This window comes from Xanthomonas sp. NCPPB 1067 (assembly GCF_020783795.1).
GTDB classification, from domain to species: Bacteria; Pseudomonadota; Gammaproteobacteria; order Xanthomonadales; family Xanthomonadaceae; genus Xanthomonas; species Xanthomonas melonis.
Map to the genome: position 1 here is coordinate 24,237 of NZ_JAJGQG010000026.1, position 19,976 is coordinate 44,212.

26 protein-coding genes are annotated in these 19,976 nt (G+C 65.6%); all 26 read left to right on the forward strand.

Annotated elements, in window-relative coordinates; translation table 11 throughout:
* The first annotated feature begins 30 nt into the window (after window positions 1-30).
* Complete coding sequence (locus LL962_RS16805; RefSeq protein WP_228317710.1) at window positions 31-741, forward strand: NUMOD3 domain-containing DNA-binding protein; 711 nt, start codon at window positions 31-33, stop codon at window positions 739-741.
* Complete coding sequence (locus LL962_RS16810; RefSeq protein ID WP_228317711.1) at window positions 738-1,238, forward strand: glycoside hydrolase family 24 protein; 501 nt, start codon at window positions 738-740, stop codon at window positions 1,236-1,238. The genes LL962_RS16805 and LL962_RS16810 overlap by 4 nt, the downstream gene beginning before the upstream one ends.
* A complete protein-coding gene (locus tag LL962_RS16815) occupies window positions 1,235-1,738 on the forward strand; it encodes a hypothetical protein (protein WP_228317712.1) in 504 nt (167 codons plus the stop codon). Before LL962_RS16810 ends, LL962_RS16815 begins: the two co-directional genes overlap by 4 nt.
* Entirely contained in the window at window positions 1,735-1,950 is a 216-nt protein-coding gene (locus tag LL962_RS16820; RefSeq protein WP_228317713.1) for a hypothetical protein, read from the forward strand. Before LL962_RS16815 ends, LL962_RS16820 begins: the two co-directional genes overlap by 4 nt.
* Before the next feature lies 1 nt (window position 1,951).
* Complete coding sequence (locus LL962_RS20925) at window positions 1,952-2,083, forward strand: hypothetical protein (RefSeq protein WP_255626390.1); 132 nt, start codon at window positions 1,952-1,954, stop codon at window positions 2,081-2,083.
* 1 nt (window position 2,084) lies between these two features.
* Window positions 2,085-2,576, forward strand: a complete 492-nt coding sequence (locus tag LL962_RS16825) for a Gp49 family protein (RefSeq protein WP_228317714.1) — start codon at window positions 2,085-2,087, stop codon at window positions 2,574-2,576.
* Window positions 2,577-2,578: 2 nt separating this feature from the next.
* Window positions 2,579-3,094: a hypothetical protein gene (locus tag LL962_RS16830; protein WP_228317715.1), complete on the forward strand. Its 516-nt coding sequence runs from the start codon at window positions 2,579-2,581 to the stop codon at window positions 3,092-3,094.
* A 201-nt stretch (window positions 3,095-3,295) separates the two neighbouring features.
* Window positions 3,296-3,778, forward strand: a complete 483-nt coding sequence (locus LL962_RS16835) for a terminase small subunit (RefSeq protein ID WP_228317716.1) — start codon at window positions 3,296-3,298, stop codon at window positions 3,776-3,778.
* Entirely contained in the window at window positions 3,693-5,261 is a 1,569-nt protein-coding gene (terL, locus tag LL962_RS16840) for a phage terminase large subunit (RefSeq protein WP_228317717.1), read from the forward strand. Before LL962_RS16835 ends, terL begins: the two co-directional genes overlap by 86 nt.
* Window positions 5,261-6,640 carry a DUF1073 domain-containing protein gene (locus tag LL962_RS16845; RefSeq protein ID WP_228317718.1) on the forward strand — a complete coding sequence of 460 codons (1,380 nt, stop codon included), beginning with the start codon at window positions 5,261-5,263 and terminating at the stop codon, window positions 6,638-6,640. The genes terL and LL962_RS16845 overlap by 1 nt, the downstream gene beginning before the upstream one ends.
* Window positions 6,641-6,674: 34 nt before the next feature.
* The gene (locus LL962_RS16850) at window positions 6,675-8,675 is read left to right on the forward strand and encodes a structural cement protein Gp24 (RefSeq protein ID WP_228317719.1); all 2,001 of its coding nucleotides are present in this window, start codon (window positions 6,675-6,677) and stop codon (window positions 8,673-8,675) included.
* The gene (locus tag LL962_RS16855) at window positions 8,602-9,879 is read left to right on the forward strand and encodes a DUF2213 domain-containing protein (RefSeq protein WP_228317720.1); all 1,278 of its coding nucleotides are present in this window, start codon (window positions 8,602-8,604) and stop codon (window positions 9,877-9,879) included. Before LL962_RS16850 ends, LL962_RS16855 begins: the two co-directional genes overlap by 74 nt.
* A 3-nt stretch (window positions 9,880-9,882) precedes the next feature.
* The gene (locus tag LL962_RS16860) at window positions 9,883-10,323 is read left to right on the forward strand and encodes a structural cement protein Gp24 (RefSeq protein ID WP_228317721.1); all 441 of its coding nucleotides are present in this window, start codon (window positions 9,883-9,885) and stop codon (window positions 10,321-10,323) included.
* Window positions 10,324-10,337: 14 nt separating this feature from the next.
* On the forward strand, window positions 10,338-11,285 hold the full coding sequence (locus LL962_RS16865) for a DUF2184 domain-containing protein (RefSeq protein WP_228317722.1): 948 nt from the start codon (window positions 10,338-10,340) through the stop codon (window positions 11,283-11,285).
* Between the two features lie 49 nt (window positions 11,286-11,334).
* Complete coding sequence (locus LL962_RS16870; RefSeq protein WP_228317723.1) at window positions 11,335-11,874, forward strand: hypothetical protein; 540 nt, start codon at window positions 11,335-11,337, stop codon at window positions 11,872-11,874.
* Between the two features lie 2 nt (window positions 11,875-11,876).
* The gene (locus LL962_RS16875) at window positions 11,877-12,422 is read left to right on the forward strand and encodes an HNH endonuclease signature motif containing protein (protein ID WP_228317724.1); all 546 of its coding nucleotides are present in this window, start codon (window positions 11,877-11,879) and stop codon (window positions 12,420-12,422) included.
* Window positions 12,423-12,432: 10 nt separating this feature from the next.
* Entirely contained in the window at window positions 12,433-12,945 is a 513-nt protein-coding gene (locus LL962_RS16880; protein WP_228317725.1) for a DnaT-like ssDNA-binding protein, read from the forward strand.
* Window positions 12,942-13,298 (forward strand): hypothetical protein, encoded by a 357-nt coding sequence (locus tag LL962_RS16885; RefSeq protein ID WP_228317726.1) that lies wholly within the window; start codon window positions 12,942-12,944, stop codon window positions 13,296-13,298. Before LL962_RS16880 ends, LL962_RS16885 begins: the two co-directional genes overlap by 4 nt.
* Window positions 13,298-14,386, forward strand: a complete 1,089-nt coding sequence (locus LL962_RS16890; protein WP_228317727.1) for a phage minor head protein — start codon at window positions 13,298-13,300, stop codon at window positions 14,384-14,386. Before LL962_RS16885 ends, LL962_RS16890 begins: the two co-directional genes overlap by 1 nt.
* Window positions 14,376-14,801, forward strand: coding sequence for a hypothetical protein (locus LL962_RS16895; RefSeq protein WP_228317728.1), 426 nt, complete (start codon window positions 14,376-14,378; stop codon window positions 14,799-14,801). The genes LL962_RS16890 and LL962_RS16895 overlap by 11 nt, the downstream gene beginning before the upstream one ends.
* Window positions 14,798-15,196: a phage tail terminator-like protein gene (locus tag LL962_RS16900; protein ID WP_228317729.1), complete on the forward strand. Its 399-nt coding sequence runs from the start codon at window positions 14,798-14,800 to the stop codon at window positions 15,194-15,196. Before LL962_RS16895 ends, LL962_RS16900 begins: the two co-directional genes overlap by 4 nt.
* A gap of 98 nt (window positions 15,197-15,294) precedes the next feature.
* The gene (locus LL962_RS16905; protein WP_228317730.1) at window positions 15,295-15,798 is read left to right on the forward strand and encodes a Rha family transcriptional regulator; all 504 of its coding nucleotides are present in this window, start codon (window positions 15,295-15,297) and stop codon (window positions 15,796-15,798) included.
* 79 nt (window positions 15,799-15,877) lie between these two features.
* On the forward strand, window positions 15,878-16,345 hold the full coding sequence (locus LL962_RS16910; protein WP_228317731.1) for a hypothetical protein: 468 nt from the start codon (window positions 15,878-15,880) through the stop codon (window positions 16,343-16,345).
* 97 nt (window positions 16,346-16,442) lie between these two features.
* Window positions 16,443-16,835, forward strand: a complete 393-nt coding sequence (locus tag LL962_RS16915; protein ID WP_228317732.1) for a hypothetical protein — start codon at window positions 16,443-16,445, stop codon at window positions 16,833-16,835.
* Between the two features lie 28 nt (window positions 16,836-16,863).
* Window positions 16,864-17,178, forward strand: a complete 315-nt coding sequence (locus tag LL962_RS16920; protein ID WP_228317733.1) for a phage tail assembly chaperone — start codon at window positions 16,864-16,866, stop codon at window positions 17,176-17,178.
* Window positions 17,179-17,181: 3 nt separating this feature from the next.
* Window positions 17,182-19,920: a phage tail length tape measure family protein gene (locus LL962_RS16925; RefSeq protein ID WP_228317734.1), complete on the forward strand. Its 2,739-nt coding sequence runs from the start codon at window positions 17,182-17,184 to the stop codon at window positions 19,918-19,920.
* Window positions 19,921-19,976 lie beyond the last annotated feature (56 nt).

Consider the following 19,976-nt stretch of genomic DNA (forward strand, 5'->3'; position numbering starts at 1 on the left):
ACCGGCCAACTATTCACCTGGAGATAGCACATGGCGGTCATCACGCCCGAGCAAGCTGGTGGCGTGATCTATGCGCTGATTGATCCGGTGTCCGGCCATGTCTTCTATGTGGGCCGGACAACGCAGACGCTAGAGAAGAGGCTTTCAAATCACCTTGCTGCTGCAAAGCGCTGCCCAGATCGGCCTGTATGTGCTCGCATCAACGACCTGAGAGGAGAGGGGTTGAGGCCGGCAGCTCGCGTACTTGAGCTGCTCGCGCCGACTTCTGATTGGCAGGCGCGCGAAAAATGGTGGATCGCCTATCACCGAGAAAGGGGGCCGCTTTCTAACCTAACTGATGGTGGGCTTGGCTGGAGCGGTCACAAACATAGCGAGGCAGAGCGACTTCGGATTGGTATTGCTCATCGGGGGAAATGCATTTCCAAGGAGCAGCGTCAGAAGCTCAGCGCTGCGCGCCGCGGTTCTCGGCCCAGCTCAGCGACCCGGGCGAAGCTGTCGAAGGCGTCTCGTGGCCGAGTGGTTTCTGAAGCGACCAAGAAGCGTCTGAGCGAGGCAAAGCGTGGCAAGCCACTCCCCTCGCTTGCCGGTGCAAAAAATCACAGGGCGGTCCTGACAGAGAGCGCAGTTCGGGACATTCGCACCGGTCGGCTTGGCCAAAAGTCAGTAGCAACCCTTTTTGGGGTGTCCCGCTCGCAGTTCTACAGGGTGAAGCGGGGTGAACAATGGAGTTCGATAGTATGACCAGCGCCCCTCAAATCACGCCGGCGGCAGCTGGCGGCACAAATGTATGCGCTTTCCTATCAATGATCGCGTGGTCGGAGGGTACCGATAACGGGCGGCAGCCCACCAAGGACCGCGGCTACGACGTGCTGGTGGGCGGGGGGCTGTTCCAGGGCTACGCCGATCACCCGCGCGTGCTTGTGAACCTGCCGAGGCTGGGCATCGCGTCCACTGCCGCCGGCCGGTACCAGCTGCTGCGCCGCTACTACGATGCGTACCGCAAGACGCTGGGTCTGCCGGACTTTTCACCGCTGAGCCAGGACAAGATCGCGCTGCAGCAGATTCGGGAGCGCCGTGCGCTGCCGCTGATCCAGGCCGGCAAGATCACCGAGGCCATAGCGCGGGTTTCGAACATCTGGGCTAGCTTCCCTGGCGCCGGCTACGGCCAGCACGAGCACAAGATGGACAACCTGCTGGCCGCTTACGCGCGAGCCGGCGGGAAGGTTGGGAGCGCATGACGATGCCCGATCTGGACGACGCAGGCCTGCTGCAGGCCGAGCGCGAATCGCTGGATGAGGCCGTGGCACTACTGAAAGAGGTGTGGGGGCTGACGCAGCGGCCGCGCCGCGACGGCCGCAATGTGATGCGCCTCGGCTACGGCCGGGCTATCGAGTTCCGCGACCAGAGCGAGCAGGTCGCCACCATGGAGCTGACCGAAGACCTCATGCAGGCGCAGCACCTGCTGCGCGGTAGGGTCTTCGAGCTGCTGAGCGTCCACCCGGAGATGCGCCCCTCGCTGCCTTACATCATCGCCATCGCCGACATCATCGGTGCCGAGGCAGTGCGCGGTAGCAGCGAGTTGTGGGCGGCGGCCCGCAAGGGCGACTGGGTGGAATTCGGGGCGGTGATCCAGGAATTCCGATGGGAGACATTCACGGCGGCGACGGAGCGGGATAAACGCGCCGTCAGCCGGCTGGTGATGCGGCTGGTCATGGGGGCATCGGCGGGTGGCGCATGAGCTGGGCAACCCGAAACATCGGCGCGGCGCGCGTCGGAATCGCGGTCTTCGTCCTGTTCCTGGTGGGCATGGCCATGGCCGCGCTCGTCGCGGTCGCCATCCCGCAGGAGAACAAGGATTCTTTCGGCATGTTGGTCGGCGGCCTGAACAACGCAACCGGCATGGTGATCGGCTACTTCTTCGGGATGGCCCGACGTGGTCCGGGGGGCTGACATGGCCGACAACTGGGACCGCGGCCTGCCGCCGCCGAACGATCCGCCGGGCTGGCTGATCACCGCGCTCTGCGGCGTGTTGCTGGCCGCGCTGGCCTGGATCTGGGTCACCTACACCAACACGAGGGTTTGATATGGACGACAACAGCATCGAACAGGAAATCCAGGCGAAGGGCCTGACCGCATCGCGCGTAACGCCGACAGATATCGAGGCGGAGATCAGCGGCGAGTACTTCTTCACCGCAGCGGAAGGCGTGCAGGCTGCTGGGCACAGCAACCCGGAGGCTGTCGTGGCCGGCATGCATGGCGAGCTGCGACTGCTGACATTCTGCGTGTTGCGCCTGCGTAACGGCTTCACCGTCACCGGTGAGTCGGCTTGCGCCAGCCCGGAGAACTTCGACGCCGAGTTGGGCCGCAAGATTGCGCGCCAGAATGCGGTCGCGAAGATCTGGCCGCTGCTGGGCTTCCGGCTGCGCGACAAGCTGGCGGCGCAGGACGTGCAGGAGCGGAATCGGGCGAGCCATGATCTGCAGTGGATCGGCCAAGGTGGTATTGCGTGCGTCCGCTGCATGACGATGGAGCAGATGGCGCACGAGCAGTCCTGCAACGACGCGCAGGTGCGCTGACCATGAACCGCATAGCGATCGCCCTCATCGCCGCGCTGGTGTGGTCGGGCGCCATGTTCGGTGCCGGCTGGGCCTGGCGCGGCGACCGCGCCGAGGGTGCCGCGAGCGAGCAGAAGGCAGGGGCCGCCCTTGGCGCACTGGCCAGTGAGCAGGCCGCCCGATCCTCCGAACACCAACAGGCCGAGGCACTGGCCAATATTGGAGCCAAGCATGAAGAAGACCGGCAGGCGGCCCAGGCCGTCCCTGATGCTGTTGTGGCTGACCTGCGCAGTGGTGCTCTCCGGCTGCGGGACGGCTGGGCGAGCTGTGAAACCCAGCGCCTCACCGAGGCTTCCGCCGGCGCCGCCGAACGTGATGCGGCCGCCGAGCGCCGAGACGAGTTTGCGGGCGCTGTTGTTCGAGTCGGACGCGACGCCGACGACCAGCTCCGCGCCTGCCAAGCCGTAGTTGCTGCTGACAGGGGCAGTCCAGATGTCTCTGCCAGCGGCGAAGCAGCGCCCCGACAAGGTGGGAAATGACCTGGGCGGCCACTTGAAGAATTACCGATTCGATAGTTGCCATGTTGCTCCTGAGTGGGTTGTGGCTGCGGGCAGAGAGGCGAGTGCCTGTGTGCTATAGGTGTACCGAAACGCAGCCAGGCCACTTTCGGTGGTTGGCTTTTAAGGATCCACCGGCTGGATTTCCTAATTGCCCTCGATCAACCTCACCACGTGTGACCCATGGCCAAGAACAAGCCCGGGCGCCGTGGGGCGCTCACACCGAAGCAGCAGCGATTCGTTGCTGAATACCTGAAAGATCAGAACGCCGCGCAGGCGGCGATCCGCACCGGCTACAGCGAGAAGACGGCCAAGCAGCAGGGCTCGCGCCTTCTGACACTCCCGGCCATCGCTGCCGCGGTGCGTGCTGGGCAGAAGCGGGTCGCCACCAAAGCCGAGGTGACGGTCGACAGCCTGATGGTGGAGCTCGAGCAGGCGCGCCGGCTGGCGCTGAGGGAAAAGCAGGCCAGCGCGGCCGTCACCGCCACCATGGGCAAGAGCAAGCTGGCCGGCCTGCTGGTGGAAAAGCGACACCACACTGGATTGATCGGCACCTACGACCTGACCAAGCTCACGGACAATGACCTCGACCGCCTTGAACAGATCCTCGGTCCGCTTGCCGACGCTGGCGGAGATCCGGGCGGAGAAGGCGAGGCGGTCGACTGAGCGGGAGCGGCAGCGGATCGCGGAGAACGTCGAGATCATCCGCGCCAGGTCGCAGTCGCTGGAGGGATTCATTCGCGAGCACTGGCACGTGCTTGAACCGACCCGGCCGCTCAAGATCGGCTGGGCACTGCGGGCGATGTGCCTGCACCTGGAGGCGGTCACAGAGGGTCGCATCCAGTTCCTGCTGATCACCGTGCCGCCGGGCATGATGAAGTCGCTGGTGCTGGTGTTCTGGACTGCCTGGGAGTGGGGTCCATGCGGCCGCGCCGACCTGCAGACGCTGGCCACCTCCTACAGCCAGCCAAACGTCCTGCGCGACAACCTGAAGCTGCGGCGCCTCATCGAGAGCGACCAGTACCAAGCGGCGTGGCCGCTGAAGCTGCGCGGCGACCAGAACGCCAAGGGCAAGTTCGAGAACACCGGCAACGGCTTCAGTGAGGCCCGACCCTTCAGCTCGATGACGGGCGGACGCGGCGACCGGGTCAAGGTCGACGATCCGCACTCGACCGAAACAGCCGAGAGCGATGCCGAGCGCAAGACCGCCGTCCGCATCTTCCGCGAGGGCATCACCGACCGCCTCAATGACATCACGTCGTCGGCCATGGTCATCATCATGCAGCGCCTGCACCAGCAGGACATTGCAGCGGTGGCGATGGAGCTGGACCTGGGCTTCGTCCACCTCAACCTCCCGATGGAGTTCGAGGAGGAGCGGACGGACAAGGACGGCAAGAAGACCGGCGGTCCGTGCCGCACTTACGTCGACGGCAAGCTGTTCTTCGAGGATCCGCGCACCCAGGAGGGCGAGCTGCTCTTTCCGGAGCGCTTCCCCCGCGCCGAGATCGAACGGCTGAAGCGCGCCAAAGGCACCTACGCGTATGCCGGCCAGTACCAGCAGCGGCCAACACCGCGCGACGGTGGCTCGTTCAAGCGGGATTGGTTCGAGGTCGTGGAAGCGGCGCCGGCCATCTCGACCGCGCGCAAGGTTCGGCGCTGGGACTTCGCCGCCACCGATCCGAAGGAGAAGACCAGCAGCGATCCCGACTACACGGTCGGCCTGCTGCTGGGCGAGGCTGGCGGCATCTACTACGTGCTCGACGTGGTGCGCGACCAGGTGTCGCCCGCTGGCGTGGAGCGGATGCTGACGAACACCGCGCGGCAGGACGGCAGAACGATCAAGGTGCGCATCCCGCAGGATCCTGGCGCCGCCGGCAAGTCCAACGCCGCGCACCAGATCAAGCTGCTGGCCGGCTGGGACATCAAGGCCGCGATCGAGTCCGGATCGAAGGAGGTCCGCGCAACACCGGTGGAGGCACAGGCCGAGGCCGGGAACATCAAGCTGGTGAATGGCCCATGGGTGGCCACCTTCCTCGACGAGATCGCCGAGTTCCCCAACGCCAAACACGACGACCAGGTCGACGCGCTCTCTGGCGCATTCGCTGAGCTGGTCACGGGCAGCACCTACAACCTTGGAAACGCACTCTGATGGGCAAGCTCGCACAACTGAAAGACGGGCTGGTCAATCTCGTGGCCAACCTGGGGACCGCTCGCGACAAGGCGGCGGCCTCGGTCTATGGCCTGCCGCTGCTGTCCGATGTCGAAGCGTCGAACGCGTACCGCGGCACCTGGCTGGCGCGCAAGGTGATCGACATCCCGGCCATGGACAGCTGCCGGAAGTGGCGAGGCTGGAGCGCCGACCAGGAACAGATCACAGCGATCGAGGCGGAGGAGAAGCGGCTCGGCCTGCAGCAGAAGATGCTGGCCGCGATGACGTGGGCGCGTCTGTACGGCGGCGCGGCGCTGTATCTGGGGACCGGCTCCGCCGCCCCCGGCGAAGCGTTGCAGCCGGAATCGATCGGGAAGGGCGGCATCCGCCACGTCAATGTGCTGGCGAAGCGAGTGCTGCAGGCGGGGGAGTTGGATCGGGATCCGGAATCGCCGGGCTATGGCCTGCCGGCCTACTACACCCTCACGACCGATCGGTCTGGCCAGATCAACATCCATCCGTCGCGCCTGGTCATCCTGCACGGCGCGGCGCGGCCGGATCCGGAAGTGGATGGTGGTGGTGAAGCAGGGTGGGGCGATTCTGTGCTGCTGGCGATCAGCAGAGCGATCAAGGATGCAGACGCCACCGCCGGGAACATCGCCTCCCTCGTGTTTGAGGCGAAGGTCGACGTCATCAAGATCCCCAACTTCATGTCGATGTTGGCCGATCCAGCCTACGAGGAGCAGGTGTTGCAGCGACTGCAGCTCGCGGCCATGGCCAAGGGCATCAATGGCGCGTTGTTGCTCGACTCGGAGGAGGACTACAGCCAGAAGTCGACCAGCTTCGCGGGGCTCAACGACATCTTGATGGCTTTCATGCAGTTGGCATCGGGCGCATCGGATATCCCGATGACGCGCCTGCTCGGGCAATCGCCTGGTGGGATGAACTCCACCGGCGAGAGCGACCTGCGCAACTACTACGACCGCATCAGCAGTAACCAGGAGCTCGTGCTCTCGCCGGCGATGCAAATCATGGACGAATGCCTGATCCGCTCCGCCCTCGGCGCACGCCCTCCCGAGGTCTTCTACAACTGGCGAAGCCTGTGGCAGACCAGCGACACCGAGCGCGCCACCAACGGCAAGACCACGGCCGACACGATCAAGACGATCGCTGACACCAAGCTGGTGCCGGATGAGGTGCTGTCCAAGGTGGCGGTGAACATGCTCACTGAGGCCGGCGTGGCCCCGGGCCTGGAATCGGAGATGGACGACTTCGTGGCGTCCAATCCCAGCTGGCAAGAGGAGCAGGCGGAAGAGGAGCTGGCGGCCGCTCAGCTTGCTGCCAGCGCACCTCAAGGCGAATCGGAAGATGACGCGTAGCCCGCACCTACAACTGCAATAGGAGAGCGCGCCGATGGCGTTGCAGAGTCAGTACCCGACGACGATGGAGCCGGGTCTACCCGGCGCGCTCGTGGACATGCGGCGTGCCGCGCTCACGTACCGCAACGCGGAGGATGCAGGCGGCATTGCATTCGGGGTTCCGGTCTACCAGGGGCTGGGGCGCAAGGGCATCACGGCCAACGGGACAGCGGCAAGGTTCGTTGGCTTCACGGTGCTGGACAGGTCTGCGACAGGCCCCAACGGATATCAGCAATACGACGAGGCGCTCGTCGCGCTATGCGGGGCGGTGTGGGTCGTGGCGCCGGCATCTGCGGTTGTCGGCGCGCCCGTGGTGTTCGCTGGTGTGAGTCTGCCCGGTGCCTTCTACGCGACTGCGGGTGCCGCTGGTTCGCTGGTGGTGGTGGAGTTCTTCAAGGCGGAAGAGACTGGCTCTCCAGTTCCGGTGCAGCCCTCTGTCACCCTTAGTGGCTCGCCGACGGTGACCGAGGGCGGGACGCTGGCGTTCGTCGCCATTGCCTCACCTGCGCCATCGGCAGACTTGGTTGTTGGCCTGGGCTACGCCGGTACTGCCACTCGCGGCACCGACTACACCGCGCCCAACAGCGTCACCATCCCGGCAGGGCAAGTCAGCGCGCCGATCACGATCACCACCATCGACGACACTGCCGTGGAGAGCAGCGAGACCGTCGTAGTGTCGCTGGTGGCCGGCTCGGGCTACACGCTGGGCGCAACGACCAGTGCCACCGGCACGATCACCGACAACGACGCTCCGGCAGCTCAGGCGCTGCGCTACGCGTCAGCCGGCAACGTGGTGCACAACGGCGGCGAGACGCAGAGCAAGCGCGGCGTGCAGATCCGGTGGCCCTACGTGCTGGGCTCAGGCGACCTGACAGAGCTGCGGATCCTGCTGGACAACTGGAGGCTCGCCTACAGCACGAACCAGATGATCAACGCCGGCAACACGCTGCCAATCCAGGGCGCGTCGCTGGAGATCGGTGGCGTGATCCGCCCGATCACCTTCGGCGGGCAGCAGAGCGTGACGCTCGCCGATGGCGCGAACGATGTGACCAGCGATGCACTGGTGCCGAGCGACTTCAGCCTTTCGACGTTCGCGCGCGGCACTATCGCCTATGTGAAGCTGCTGGTGATGTTCGACTCGGCATCCGCATCGTTCCTGTGCAATAGCTCGGCGCGCGCGGTCTCGCAGTCCGGCGCGCGTGTGGCATGGTTCGATCCGACGGTCACTACCAGCAGCGACGTCTATGCCGCTGGCCAGTGGACCGCCACCGGCACTGCGGTCACCAGCCGCAGCAACGGCTACGTGCCCAAGCTGATCGGCCGGCACGCGAGCGCCGCGAAGGTGTGGGTATCGATCGGTGATTCGATCACGCAGGGCACCGGCGACGCCGGCAGCACGTCGCGCATCGCTGGGCTGGGCTGGATGTCGCGCGCCACGCGCGATGCAGGTGACACCGATGCGAGCCAGATCGCCTTCATGAATCTTGCCGTGCACGGGAGCGCCAGCACGCTGCCGGTTGCCGATGCGCGCTACACCACCCTGGCCAAGTACGCAACGCATGCCGTGGTGATGTACGGCACCAACGATCTGGGCAACAACGGCACGGGCGCCACGCTGGCCACCATGCAGTCAAGGCTGGGCGCGGTCTATACGCTCCTGCGCAACAACGGAATCCAGAAGATCTTGGCCGGGCACCTGCTGCCGCGCACCACCTCGACCGACAGCTGGGCAACGGAGGCAAGCCAGACGTATTCGGGCGGCGCTGGCGGCTGGGACAGCACCGGCGTGCCGGCGCAACTCAATTCGTGGCTGACGTCGCAGGTCGGTACCGGCGTGGACGCGGTGCAGCACTGGCCCTCGATCCGTGGCAGTGATGACTTGAAGTGGCTGGTCAACGGGAGCGCCGGTTACGCCACGACCGATGGGACGCACCCGAACACCGCGGCATACAGCCTCATGGGCGCAGACATCCGCGCGCAAATGGCCGCGCTGTAAGAGCACACGAACCACCACGGCCGCCGGCGAGGCGGCCTTTTCATTGGAGCCACGCATGTTCCTGACAGATCGCGTCTCGGTGTCGAAGCCACGGCGCACCGCGGATGGCTACCTCGTGGCCGACGCAAAGGTGGCGCGCACCGGCGTGCAGGACTACCTGGGCAGCGAACTGGGCCGGCCTGACATGCCCATCGTGCGGCTGTACCGGCCGCCGGAAGAGGTGTTCGCGCAGGACGCGATGCACAGCTACGCCTACAGGCCGCTCACCGTAGAGCATCCCGCGCAGATGGTTGACGCCAGCAGCTGGAAGGCGGTCTCCGCCGGGCAGACCGGCGCGGAGGTCGTGCGCGATGGGGAGTTCGTTCGCGTGCCTCTGGTGCTGATGGATGCCGCAGCCATCGCGGCCTATGAGTCGGGTAAGCGCGAGCTGTCGATGGGGTACACGGCCGAGATCGTGTTCAGCGATGGCGTGACGCCCGATGGCCAGGCCTACGACGCAGTGCAGACCAACCTGCGCATGAACCACCTCGCCCTGGTCGATCGAGCCCGGGGCGGATCACAGCTACGCATCGGGGATGGGCGCGCCCCCGGTGGAAAGGATCGCGCCGACAACCCAACGAGGAACAACACCATGAGCAACACCAACACCCGGACCGTCATGGTCGATGGGCTGCCGGTCGAGTGCACCGACGCCAGCGCCATCGCCATCGACAAGCTGCAGCGCCAGCTCTCCGACTCCAGCGCAGTTGCCGCGCGCCAGGCGACCGAGCACACCACAGCCCTGGCGCTGAAGGATGCGGAGATCGCCAAGCGCGACGCCGCCATCGACGACCTGCAGGGCAAGGTACTGGACGCCGCTGCCCTGGATGCGCGCGTGCAGGCGCGTGGCGACCTGCTGGCCACGGCCAAGGCAATCCACGACACCGACTACCGCGGCAAGAGCGATGCGGACGTTCGCAAGGCTGCCGTGGTCGGCAAGCTCGGCGACGCCGCCATTGCCGGCAAGACCGACGCCTACATCGAGGCGCGCTTCGACATCCTGGCCGATGGCGTAACGGCAGATCCAGTCGTGAAGGCCCTGCGAGATGGCGGCGGTCGCGGCGGCAGCGGCGGTGGCAATCAGGGCACCCCGGTGATGGACAACGGCTGGGCCGCCTCGGTGGCGAGCCTGGATTACCGCACCCGCAACCAGAAGGAGGGCTGATTCATGCCTTTGCAAACCAACTATCCGGATACCCAGCCGATCGCCACCGCCGGTGCGCAGGCAACCATGCTGCCGGCGACGATCATCTCGCGCGATGTCGAGGACGTCGCTGGCATCGGCTTCGGCAAGGCCGTCGCGCAGGGCGCAGCGGCCAAGGGCATCACCATGTTCGGCGGCGCCAACCTCAAGTACGTCGGCATCACTCTGCTGGACCGCTCGGCCACCGGCCTGGATCTGTTCCCGCAGCGCGCATCGGCCCGTGTCATGACCAAGGGCGACGTGTGGGTTGTCGCTGCCGTGGCGGTTGCCGCCGGTGACGCGGTTTACCTCACGTCGGCCGGCCTCTTCACCAACGTTGCCACCTCCAATACCGCCATCACTGGCGCCCGCTGGGACACCAGCACCACCGCGGCAGGCCAGTTGGCCGTCGTCCGTCTCGGCTAAGGAGCCTGAGCTACATGAGCGCATTCCCACTGTTGGACGCCCAGGTCACCCTGGGCTTTCTGGTCGCGCAAACGACCATCATCGAGCCGGGCGTGTACCGCACCGTCTACCCGGACATCCAGTACCGCGACCTGATCCCGGTCGACACCTCGGGCAGCGAGTTCGCTACCTCGGTGACCTACTACTCGCAGGATCAGTACGGCAAGGCCGACTGGATCAACGGCAACGCCGACGACATCCCGAAGGCCGGCACCAACCGCTCGCAGTTCCAGACCGGTGTGCACACCGCAGGTATCGGCTACGGCTATGGCTGGGAGGAGATCGGCCGCGCACAGCTGCTCGGCATCAACCTGCCGACCGAGGATGCGGCGGTAGCTCGCCGTGCATCCGAGGACATGGTCGACCGCGTTGCTCTGTACGGCGATGGCAGCAAGGGCTTCAGCGGCCTGTTCAACGCCGCCGTCGTGATCCCGGTTGCAGCTCCCACCGGGGCATGGGGCACCCTGCTGGCCGCCGGTACCGCTACCCCGGACCAGATCGTGGCCGACATGAATGCGTCGATCCTCAACGTGTTCAACGGCACCAACACCACCGCGATCGCCGATCGCCTGCTGCTGCCCTGGTCGAAGTTCCTGCTCATCTCCACCAAGCGGATGAGCAACGACAGCGACATGACCATCCTGCAGTACTTCCTGGCCAACAACGTCTACACGGCGACCACCGGCCAGCAGCTGATGGTGCGCGGCCTGCGCGGCTTGGACACGGCGGGCGCCGGCGGAGTGGCGCGCATGATCGCGTACCGCTACGACCCCAACGTGCTGAAGCTGCACATGCCGATGCCGCATCGCTTCCTGCCGGTGTTCCAGAGCGGTCCGCTGCGCTGGGACGTGCCGGGCGTGATGCGTCTGGGCGGCTTGGACGTGCGCCTTCCCAAGCAGGTCGTCTACGTCGACGGCATCTGATCCACCACGGCCCCGCGCGTCACCGGCGGGGCCACACCGGAGCACCCACATGCAAATCAGCAACAACCACACCTCGCCGCTGACCCTGCCGGACGGCACCACGCTGGTCCCGGGCTCGCCGGCGACGGTACCGAACTGGCCCGCCCTCAAGAAGAACGCTGTGGTTTCGGCCTGGCTGGCAGCCAACGTGCTGAGTGAGTCGAAGGACGACACCGAGCCGTTCCTGCTGGGCACCTTCAACCTGCCCGACACCATCGAGCTGATCGAGGGCGGCGACAGCGTCACCCGCGACGACGTCGTGCAGCATGCCTTCAAGGCCTCGGCCTTGTCCCTGGAAGGCTGGAACTCGCTGCCGGAGCTGGAGCGTGAGGCGAACATCAGCACCGCACTCGACACGCTGAAGGCAGAAGCCGCTGCAGCCGCACAGACGGTGGTGGATGCACAGACCGCAGCCGATCAGAAGAAGGTCGAGCTCATCGCCAAGCTGGAAGCCGGCGGCATCAAGCACGACAAGCGCTGGGGCGTGGACAAGCTGCAGGCCGCGTTGGACGACGCCGAGAAGGCCAAGGCCGCAAAGAACGAGGAGTGATCATGGGGCTGCGCGAACGGATCAAAGCGCTGCCCCTCATTCCACGTGGGAGCATTACCCGCGCGGACGTGATGTCCGTGGTGAGCTACGACGCTGAGACCGGCCGGTTCACCTGGAAGGTCACGACGCGAGGCCACGGGAAGATGATCCATCCGGGCGACGCGGCAGGGTGGACACGCGATGGCTACAGGATGCTGCAGCTATTCGGCCACACCTACCGCGCGCACAGGGTGGCGTGGTTCCTGATGAGCGGCGCGTGGCCTCCTGAGGGGCGCGAGGTCGACCACGAGAACCGTGATCGCGGCGATAACCGCTGGAGCAACCTTCGGCTGGCCACTCGCTCCGAGAACAACATGAACTCGAAGGTCAGGCTCGACAATACATCGGGCTTCAAGGGCGTGCATCGCTCCCGGACTGGCAAGTGGTTCGCGCGCATTGCGCACAACAAGCGTGTCATTGGCCTGGGCACCTTTCGGACCAGGGAAGAGGCTGCAGCGGCTCGCGCGGCTGCAGAGAAGAGGCTGTTTGGTCAGTTCGCATCGTCGTGAGGAAAGCTCCATGTATGGAACCATCGAGGGCGCTGATGCGTACCACGCATCGCGTGGGAACGTCGCGTGGTCTGCTGCATCGGAGGTCGATCGGCTGAGTGCTCTGGTGCGCGGCACCGACTATCTGGATCAACGCTACCGCGTGCTGCAGCTGTCGGGGCGCTGGGAGTCGATGTTCCCCGGCACACGGACAGCCGGGCGGGGCCAAGAGCACGAATGGCCCCGCACCGGCGCCGTCGATTACGACGGCAACGTGATCGCCGTCGATGAGGTGCCGAGCGAAGTGGAGCGGGCAACGTACGAGGCTGCACTGCGGGAGCTGGCCAGGCCGGGAAGCCTGTCCCCCGACTTCGTGGCATCCGAGGCAGTGACCCGGGAGAAGGTGGGGCCGATCGAGGTGACCTACACTGATAGTGGGGCTAGCGGGCAGCCAGCCAACCGGCCGCTGGTGCCGGCCATCGACGAGATCCTGGCGCCACTGCTGCGGATGCCATACATCGGCCCTGCGGTGTTCGTCGTATGAGCGCCTTCTACGACCGGCTGCAGGCCACGGCCACGCGATTGATCGACCGCTACGGGTTCGCCGCCCAGCTGCAGCGCGCAGGTGCCCCGACAGGACCGCCACACAACCCTCAACCGGGCCCAGCCACTCGGCACGACTGCCAGGTGGTGGAGCTGGAATACAGCCTCACCAACCGCGATGCCACCTTGGTACTCAAGGGCGACAAGCTCGGCCTGATCAGCACCGCCACCGATATCGTGCCCGCGCTGAGCGACCGCATCGTGCTGGGTAACGATCTGTTTACCTTTATTGACCTGCAGCCTCTGTCCCCTGGTGGGCAGGTGCTCATGTACGAATTCCATGCGAGACGCTGATGGCCACTGCAACCGCCCGCCAACTTGACCAGCTGGCGACGCGGCTGGAGCCGGCGATCCGTGACGCGTTCCTGCGGGCCATCCGGGAGGTGACCAGCCAGGTTGGCGTCCAGCTCATCACCGATCTGCTGCAGGCCGGGCGGGTCGATGACGTGCTGACGGTCATGGGGCTGGATGAACCGCGCTTCGCCGATCTGGCAGAGGCGCTGCGCAGTGCCTACAGCGCCGGTGGGCAGCAGGGCATTTCTGAGCTGCCGAAGCTGCGCCTGTCGCTGGATCCGATCATCACCGGTAACTACCGGCCGCGGACAGCGGTGCAATCGCCAGCGCTGCGTCCGAAGTTCGACATGCGGAACCCAGCAGCAGAGCGTTGGCTGCGTGAGGCATCGTCCAAGCTGGTCACCGGCATCGTCAACGACCAGCGTGAGCTGATCCGCGACGTGCTGGTGCATGGCATGACCGCCGGGCAAAACCCTCGGCAGAGCGCCCTGGACATCGTTGGACGCGTTGGCACCAATGGCAGACGCAGCGGCGGCGTGGTGGGGCTCACCGCTCAGCAGGGGCAGTTCGTCACCAACATGCGGCAGCAGCTGGCCAGCGGCGACCCAACTGAGATGGCCAAGTACTTCGGCCGCCAGCGGCGGGACAAGCGCCTGGACGGCATCGTCAAGCGCGCCATCGCCGCCGGCAAGCCGGTGTCGCAGGCGGACATCGACAAGATCGCCGGCCGCTATGCCGACAGGCTGCTGCAGCTGCGCGGCGAGATGATCGCCAGCACCGAATCGATCAGCAGCATGAACGCCGGCCGGGAAGAGGCCTACCGGCAGCAGATCGAATCGGGTGCGCTGGCGGCCGAGAACGTCATCGGCACCTGGTCGGACACCGGGGACAACCGCACGCGGCACACGCACAAGGCCATGAACGGGCAGCGGCGGATGTTCGGAGAGCCATTCCAGTCGCCGAGCGGCGCGCTGATGAACTACCCGGGCGATACGAGCCTCGGCGCCGGCCCGGATGAAATCGCGGGCTGCCGCTGCACGAAGCAGTTCCGGATCGACATGACAGCGGAGGTGTTGCGTGGCAAGTAAGTTCGGGGGGCAGGTGCGGGCCTTCGCGGAGAAGGCGAAGCAGCGGCAGACGGCGATCTTCCGCGAGTCCGCGCAGGCGGTGATGGACCAGGCGAACACGCCCGAGGGTAGAGGCGGGCGCATGCCGGTCGATACCGGCTTCCTGCGCAACTCTGCGGTCGCGTCTAAAGACGGGCCGGCCACATCCGAGAGCGGCGCTCCTGCGCTGGTCTTCGCTACGCTGCAGCTGGGCGAGTCGGTGTGGGCCGGCTGGACCGCTGCGTACGCGCTGCGCATGGAGCACGGGTTCAGCGGCAAGGACAGCCTGGGCCGGCAGTACGAACAGGCGGGCAACGGTTTCATGCGCGCCGCCGCGCAGAACTGGGACTTCATCGTCAACGAGGTCACCGCGAAGGTGAAGGCGCGCATCCCATGAGCAGCACCGATATCTACGACGCCTTCGCAAGCCTGGTCGGCGCCTTCGCCGCAGCGCAGGGCCTGCCGTGCTCCTACCCGGGCCTGGCATTCACTCCGCCGGCGGATGGCGCATGGCTGGAGCTGCAGTGGTTCCCCAACGAAACGCAGAACTACGGCATGGCCGACGATGGCCCGTCGCTGCTGCAGGGCTTCGGCCAGCTGTCGGCGTGCTACCGCCCCGGCAACGGGATCATGGTGGGCACGCGCATAACCGATCGGATCATCACCGCCTTCGCCAAGGGCACGACCTTCGCCGGCATGCGCGTGTACCGCATGCCCTGGATCTCAACCATCATCCAAGACCCGGAGCGGCACATGCATCCGGTGACCATCATGTGGCGCGGCTTCCGCTGACGCCGTTCAATAGCACGGCATAGGGTCGCTCCCGAACGGTGGACTGTCTCCATCCGCCTTGCCGTGCGCCTTCTCTGGAGACGCATCGGAGCATGCACATGCACAACATCATCCAGCTGGCCGTGGTGGCCGGCGAACCGCGCGTGGACAGCCGTGAGATTTCTGAGCATCTGGGTGTAGATCACCGCAGTGCATTCCGTCTGATCACGCGTTACGCCGAGAGGTTCAGGCAGTTCGGACTACTGCGATTTGAAATCGCGAAACCTGCTGGAGCTTCTGCTGCCGGCCGTCCGCAGAGCTATGCGCTGATCAATGAGGATCAGTGCTATCTGCTGCTGGCACTCAGCCGAAACACAACGCGCGTGCTCGATCTCAAAGTGGCGCTGGTTCAAGCCTTCGGCGACTGTCGGCGCAACGGCGCGGCACACGCGCTGAGCTACTGGCAGCAGCTGCAGAAGGTCGACGCAGACGACCGCGAGTCGAAGGCAAAGGCATCGGCGGGCTCGCGGGCCATGCTGGAGCGCCGCCGTGCTTTGCCTGATCTGCGGGCGCGGCGCCTAGCCCTGGAATCCAAGGTGGTGCCGCAGCTGTTCGCGGCCTGATACACCGAACCCATTCAACACCCCAAGACCCCCGCCCCGTGGCGGGTTTTTTTATGCCCAACGCGAGGAGATATCAGCAATGGCTGAGGCACAAACCAACAGCGGATCGAAGCTCTACATCTGCGCCACTCCGCAGAACAGCGACCTGACCAAGACCCAGTTCGAAGCGCTGACCTTCGTCCAGGTGAAGAAGGTCGGCAGCGTCGGTGAGCGCGGCTTGACCACCAACATCGTCACCTACGACACCTGGGACACGGCGGTATCGCTGAAGGGCAAGGGCATCTCGAATGCCGGCGATCCCGAGGTGGAGATGGCGCGCGACCTCGCCGACCCCGGCCAGATCGCAATGCGTGCTGCTGGCCAGCCGACCGTCACCAGCGCCTATGCGCTGAAGGTCGAGCGTCCGTCCGGCGAAATCGAATACCTGCGCGGCCTGGTCACTGGCCCCCGCACGCCAGGCGGCCGTAACGAGGACTTCGTGCTGCACGTCTACTCGCTGGCTCTGAACCAGGTGCCGATCGAAGTGCCGGCTCCGGTCACCCCGTAACCGAACAGCAGGGGATAGGGCGGCCGCCCGATAAGCCGGACCTGATCCGGCCGGCTTCCCCTGCTTCACCTCCCGGATCGATCGCAAAGGATCACCCATGACCGAATTGACAACCATCGTGGCCGCCGAACGCGCCATCGACATCAAGCACCCCGCCACCGAGGTTCCTGTGGGCCTGCGCATCACGCTGCTGCCCGACACCCACCCGAAGGTGCGCGAGGCCAGCCGCAAGGCGCTGGACGACCGCCTGCAGGGCAAGGGCAAGGTCACCGCCGCCAAGATGGAGCAGGGCCGCACCGACATGCTCGTCGCCTCTGTGGGCGGCTGGGAGTGGCTGGGCGACCTGACCTTCCACGGTGCCAAGCCGCCGCTCACCGACGAATCCGTGCGCAAGGTGCTGAAGGAACTGCCGTGGATCGGCGACCAGATCGACATCGCTCTGGGAGAGCGCGCCGAGTTTTTTCGCAGCGCTGAAGGTCCGGCTCGCTGACGCCACGTATCTGACCGTTCGGTACGACATGCCGGACGCGAAGGGCGAGACACGGCGCGCGCGCAATGCGCGCTTCGATGAGCCAGCGCCGGACGTGGATATGCCGGAAGAGGCGGCCCACGTCTGGGATTGGTTCTGGATGCTCTCTGGCCGGCGCCGCAGCGGCCCTGAGGCACTGTCCTATGCCGAGCTGCGTGCGTGGCAAGAGCTGGCCGCCTGCGATGTCCTGCCGCAGGAGGTGGCAATGCTCATGGCGATGGACGACGCCTACCTGCGCGCCGTGCGCGAAGAACAAGCCGCGGCCCGTGAACGGCCGCCCGAATCGGGCAATACCTGGAGCTGATTGATGGATATCGCCGAACTTGGCTTTCGGGTCGATTCAAGTGGCCTGGTCGAGAGCACAAAGGCGCTGGACCAGAATGCAGCTGCCGCCGTCAAAGCCGGCGGCGCCGCCGAAAGGCTCGAGCGCAGCTATCAGGCCGCCGCACGCACGATCGAGCGCTCGGCGAGGTCTGCTGGCACTGCTAGCGCTGCATCGGTCACCGCGACCACCTCCGCGTCGAAGTCGGTTGAGACTTTCACGCAGCAGCAGGAGAAGGCCGCAGTGAAGACTGCGGCCTTGGCCAATGCGGTAGACAGCGGCGCAATCTCGGCCGGCCAGTACGCGGCCGCGATGCGCATGCTGCCGGCTCAGATCACCGACATCGTGACCGGGCTGGCCAGCGGGCAATCGGCATTCATGGTGGCCATCCAGCAGGGCGGCCAGTTGAAGGACAGCTTCGGCGGCATCGTGCCTGCGAGCAAGGCGCTGGCGTTGGGCCTGACGGGTCTCATCAATCCCCTGACGCTGGGCGCCACCGCCGGAGGTGCTCTGGCCCTCGCCTGGTATCAGGGCAGCGAGGAAGCTCACGCGTTCGAGGAAGCAATCATCCTGACCGGCAATTCCGCCGGCCTCACCGCCAGCCAGCTCGCCGACATGGCACAGGCGATGAGCAAGATCGCGGGATCAACCACCAGCAGCACGAGCAATGCGCTCGCGCAGGTCGCTGCAAGCGGTCGATTCACCGCCGAGCAGATCGAGCTGGTAGGGCGCGCTGCGGAGCAGATGCGGATTGCCACGGGGCAGTCGATCGACGCCACCATCAAGCAGTTCGTCAGCATCGCGGATGGTCCCGTCGAGGCGGCAGGAGCGCTCAACAGGAGCTTCCACTTCCTAACCGAAGAGCAGTACCGGAGCATCGTAGCGTTTGAGGAACAGGGTGAAGCTGCCCAGGCGACTGCGGTACTGATGGAAGCCTATGCCGGTTCTATCGATCAACGCGCTCCTGCTCTCGTAGAGAACGTCAACTGGATCGGCGCTGCTTGGCGTGACGTGAAAAAGGAGATGTCGGAGGTTTGGGACATCTGGCGCAATATCGGTCGCGGCGACACCGTTGCAGATCAGATCGCGGCACTGCAGCAGCAAATCGCCTACACGCGTGATTCGGTAGCCAGCGGCTTGTCGTCCAAGACCCAGGCCGACATCGACAAGATGGAAGCCCAGCTCCTGAAGCTTCGCCAGAGCGAGGTCACCGTGCGCTGGTCGGGCATCGATAGCCCAGCTGACGTTGCCGAAATGGATCGCCAACGCACTGCATCGGCGCAGTGGGAGCAGCGCCTGGCGATGTACGACAAACAGAAGCGCGCCGAGCTGGAGATTGCCGAAATCCGTAAGGACGGATTGGCGTCGGGCCAAAGCGAGGCGGCCATCGAGGCAACCATCACCGCCTACAAGAAGCAGCAGGCGGATATCGATGCGCGGCGCAAACCAAAGGAAAAGACCAGCGATAGCGCGGCAGAGAGCCTGCTCGCCAGCATTGAGCGCCAGATCACCGCGAACCAAGAACTAGTCAGTACTGGTGAGAAGGTAACGCAGAGCCGGCGTCTGGAGATCCAAGCCCAGCAGCTGCTCGATGATGGGTCGAAGTCGCTCACGCAATCGCATCGCGCTGAGCTGAAGGCTTCCATCCCGTTGCTTCAGCAGAGCGATGCCCGGGCAGTTGCCTACACGAAGGAGACGCTGGCCGCCGAAGCTCTGGCGCGACAGAAGGCGATCCTGGACCAGGCATCCGCCAACCGGACGCGCGCCAATGAAGTGGACCTGCTGCAGTACCAGTTCGGCACCGATGGCGCCGAGCGCATGCGCCGCGAGCTGGACATCATGCGCGAGTACCAGGAAGAGCTGAAGCGGCTGGGCAGCCGCGATGTGGCTACCGACAAGGAGTCGTGGGATGTGCTGGCGGCCCGCGCCCAGGCCTACCGCGACCAGGAACTGCAGCGGGAGCAGGCGTTCCAAGATCGTCGCATGGCGATGCTTGGCGACTGGCGTTCCGGCGTCGACCTCGTTTGGAAGGACTACGCCTTCGCCGCAGCCAATGCATCGGAGCAAGCGGGCTCGTTCCTGTCCAACAGTCTGAGTTCTTGGGAGGACCAGTTTGTGCAGCTTGCACAGACCGGAAAGCTCTCCTTCAGCAGCCTGGTGGACTCGATGATTGCCGACCTCGCGCGCTATGCCGCAAAGCAGGCTGCGGTCGGTCTGCTCGGCTCCGTTATGGGCGGGCTGACGGGCGGCGGTGCAGGTGGATCGTGGACCGGTACCGCCGCAGGCGCGGGCAGCAACCTCAACTTCGGCAGCAATGCCGGGTCGTTTGCCGGTGGTGGCTGGATGAGCTTCGGCGGCGGCCGCGCGAATGGTGGTCCGGTTGCGCCGGGCTCGCTGTACGAGGTGGGCGAAGGCGGCGATCCGGAGCTGTTCCAGCAGGGAGGCCGCAGCTACCTGATTCCAGGGAATCGCGGCCAGGTGGTGCCGGCAGCGCCGATGGCGTCGGGCGGCTCGGGTTCGGGTGGAGGGGTGGAGGTCAACGTCAAGGTCATCAACGCGCCGGCGGGGACGACTGCGACTGCGACGCGCAACGATCGAGGCGGAGTGGATGTCGAGATGTTGATCGGTGCCGTCGACAAGGCGATTGGAGGTCGAATCGCTGCCGGAACTGGCGCCACCTATGCGGGGATCAAGGGGCGTCTAGACGTCCGGGATAGGCGCTGATCGCCTGTCCCGCCTCACCTAATCAATGATTGAAGGACTGAGTATGGCCTTTAAAC

Coding starts and splice junctions, on each gene's coding strand:
- LL962_RS16805 (WP_228317710.1), top strand. CDS start 31: ATGGCGGTCATCACGCCCGAGCAAGCTGGTGGCGTGATCTATGCGCTG.
- LL962_RS16810 (WP_228317711.1), top strand. CDS start 738: ATGACCAGCGCCCCTCAAATCACGCCGGCGGCAGCTGGCGGCACAAAT.
- LL962_RS16815 (WP_228317712.1), top strand. CDS start 1,235: ATGACGATGCCCGATCTGGACGACGCAGGCCTGCTGCAGGCCGAGCGC.
- LL962_RS16820 (WP_228317713.1), top strand. CDS start 1,735: ATGAGCTGGGCAACCCGAAACATCGGCGCGGCGCGCGTCGGAATCGCG.
- LL962_RS20925 (WP_255626390.1), top strand. CDS start 1,952: ATGGCCGACAACTGGGACCGCGGCCTGCCGCCGCCGAACGATCCGCCG.
- LL962_RS16825 (WP_228317714.1), top strand. CDS start 2,085: ATGGACGACAACAGCATCGAACAGGAAATCCAGGCGAAGGGCCTGACC.
- LL962_RS16830 (WP_228317715.1), top strand. CDS start 2,579: ATGAACCGCATAGCGATCGCCCTCATCGCCGCGCTGGTGTGGTCGGGC.
- LL962_RS16835 (WP_228317716.1), top strand. CDS start 3,296: ATGGCCAAGAACAAGCCCGGGCGCCGTGGGGCGCTCACACCGAAGCAG.
- terL (WP_228317717.1), top strand. CDS start 3,693: ATGACCTCGACCGCCTTGAACAGATCCTCGGTCCGCTTGCCGACGCTG.
- LL962_RS16845 (WP_228317718.1), top strand. CDS start 5,261: ATGGGCAAGCTCGCACAACTGAAAGACGGGCTGGTCAATCTCGTGGCC.
- LL962_RS16850 (WP_228317719.1), top strand. CDS start 6,675: ATGGCGTTGCAGAGTCAGTACCCGACGACGATGGAGCCGGGTCTACCC.
- LL962_RS16855 (WP_228317720.1), top strand. CDS start 8,602: ATGGGACGCACCCGAACACCGCGGCATACAGCCTCATGGGCGCAGACA.
- LL962_RS16860 (WP_228317721.1), top strand. CDS start 9,883: ATGCCTTTGCAAACCAACTATCCGGATACCCAGCCGATCGCCACCGCC.
- LL962_RS16865 (WP_228317722.1), top strand. CDS start 10,338: ATGAGCGCATTCCCACTGTTGGACGCCCAGGTCACCCTGGGCTTTCTG.
- LL962_RS16870 (WP_228317723.1), top strand. CDS start 11,335: ATGCAAATCAGCAACAACCACACCTCGCCGCTGACCCTGCCGGACGGC.
- LL962_RS16875 (WP_228317724.1), top strand. CDS start 11,877: ATGGGGCTGCGCGAACGGATCAAAGCGCTGCCCCTCATTCCACGTGGG.
- LL962_RS16880 (WP_228317725.1), top strand. CDS start 12,433: ATGTATGGAACCATCGAGGGCGCTGATGCGTACCACGCATCGCGTGGG.
- LL962_RS16885 (WP_228317726.1), top strand. CDS start 12,942: ATGAGCGCCTTCTACGACCGGCTGCAGGCCACGGCCACGCGATTGATC.
- LL962_RS16890 (WP_228317727.1), top strand. CDS start 13,298: ATGGCCACTGCAACCGCCCGCCAACTTGACCAGCTGGCGACGCGGCTG.
- LL962_RS16900 (WP_228317729.1), top strand. CDS start 14,798: ATGAGCAGCACCGATATCTACGACGCCTTCGCAAGCCTGGTCGGCGCC.
- LL962_RS16905 (WP_228317730.1), top strand. CDS start 15,295: ATGCACAACATCATCCAGCTGGCCGTGGTGGCCGGCGAACCGCGCGTG.
- LL962_RS16910 (WP_228317731.1), top strand. CDS start 15,878: ATGGCTGAGGCACAAACCAACAGCGGATCGAAGCTCTACATCTGCGCC.
- LL962_RS16915 (WP_228317732.1), top strand. CDS start 16,443: ATGACCGAATTGACAACCATCGTGGCCGCCGAACGCGCCATCGACATC.
- LL962_RS16920 (WP_228317733.1), top strand. CDS start 16,864: ATGCCGGACGCGAAGGGCGAGACACGGCGCGCGCGCAATGCGCGCTTC.
- LL962_RS16925 (WP_228317734.1), top strand. CDS start 17,182: ATGGATATCGCCGAACTTGGCTTTCGGGTCGATTCAAGTGGCCTGGTC.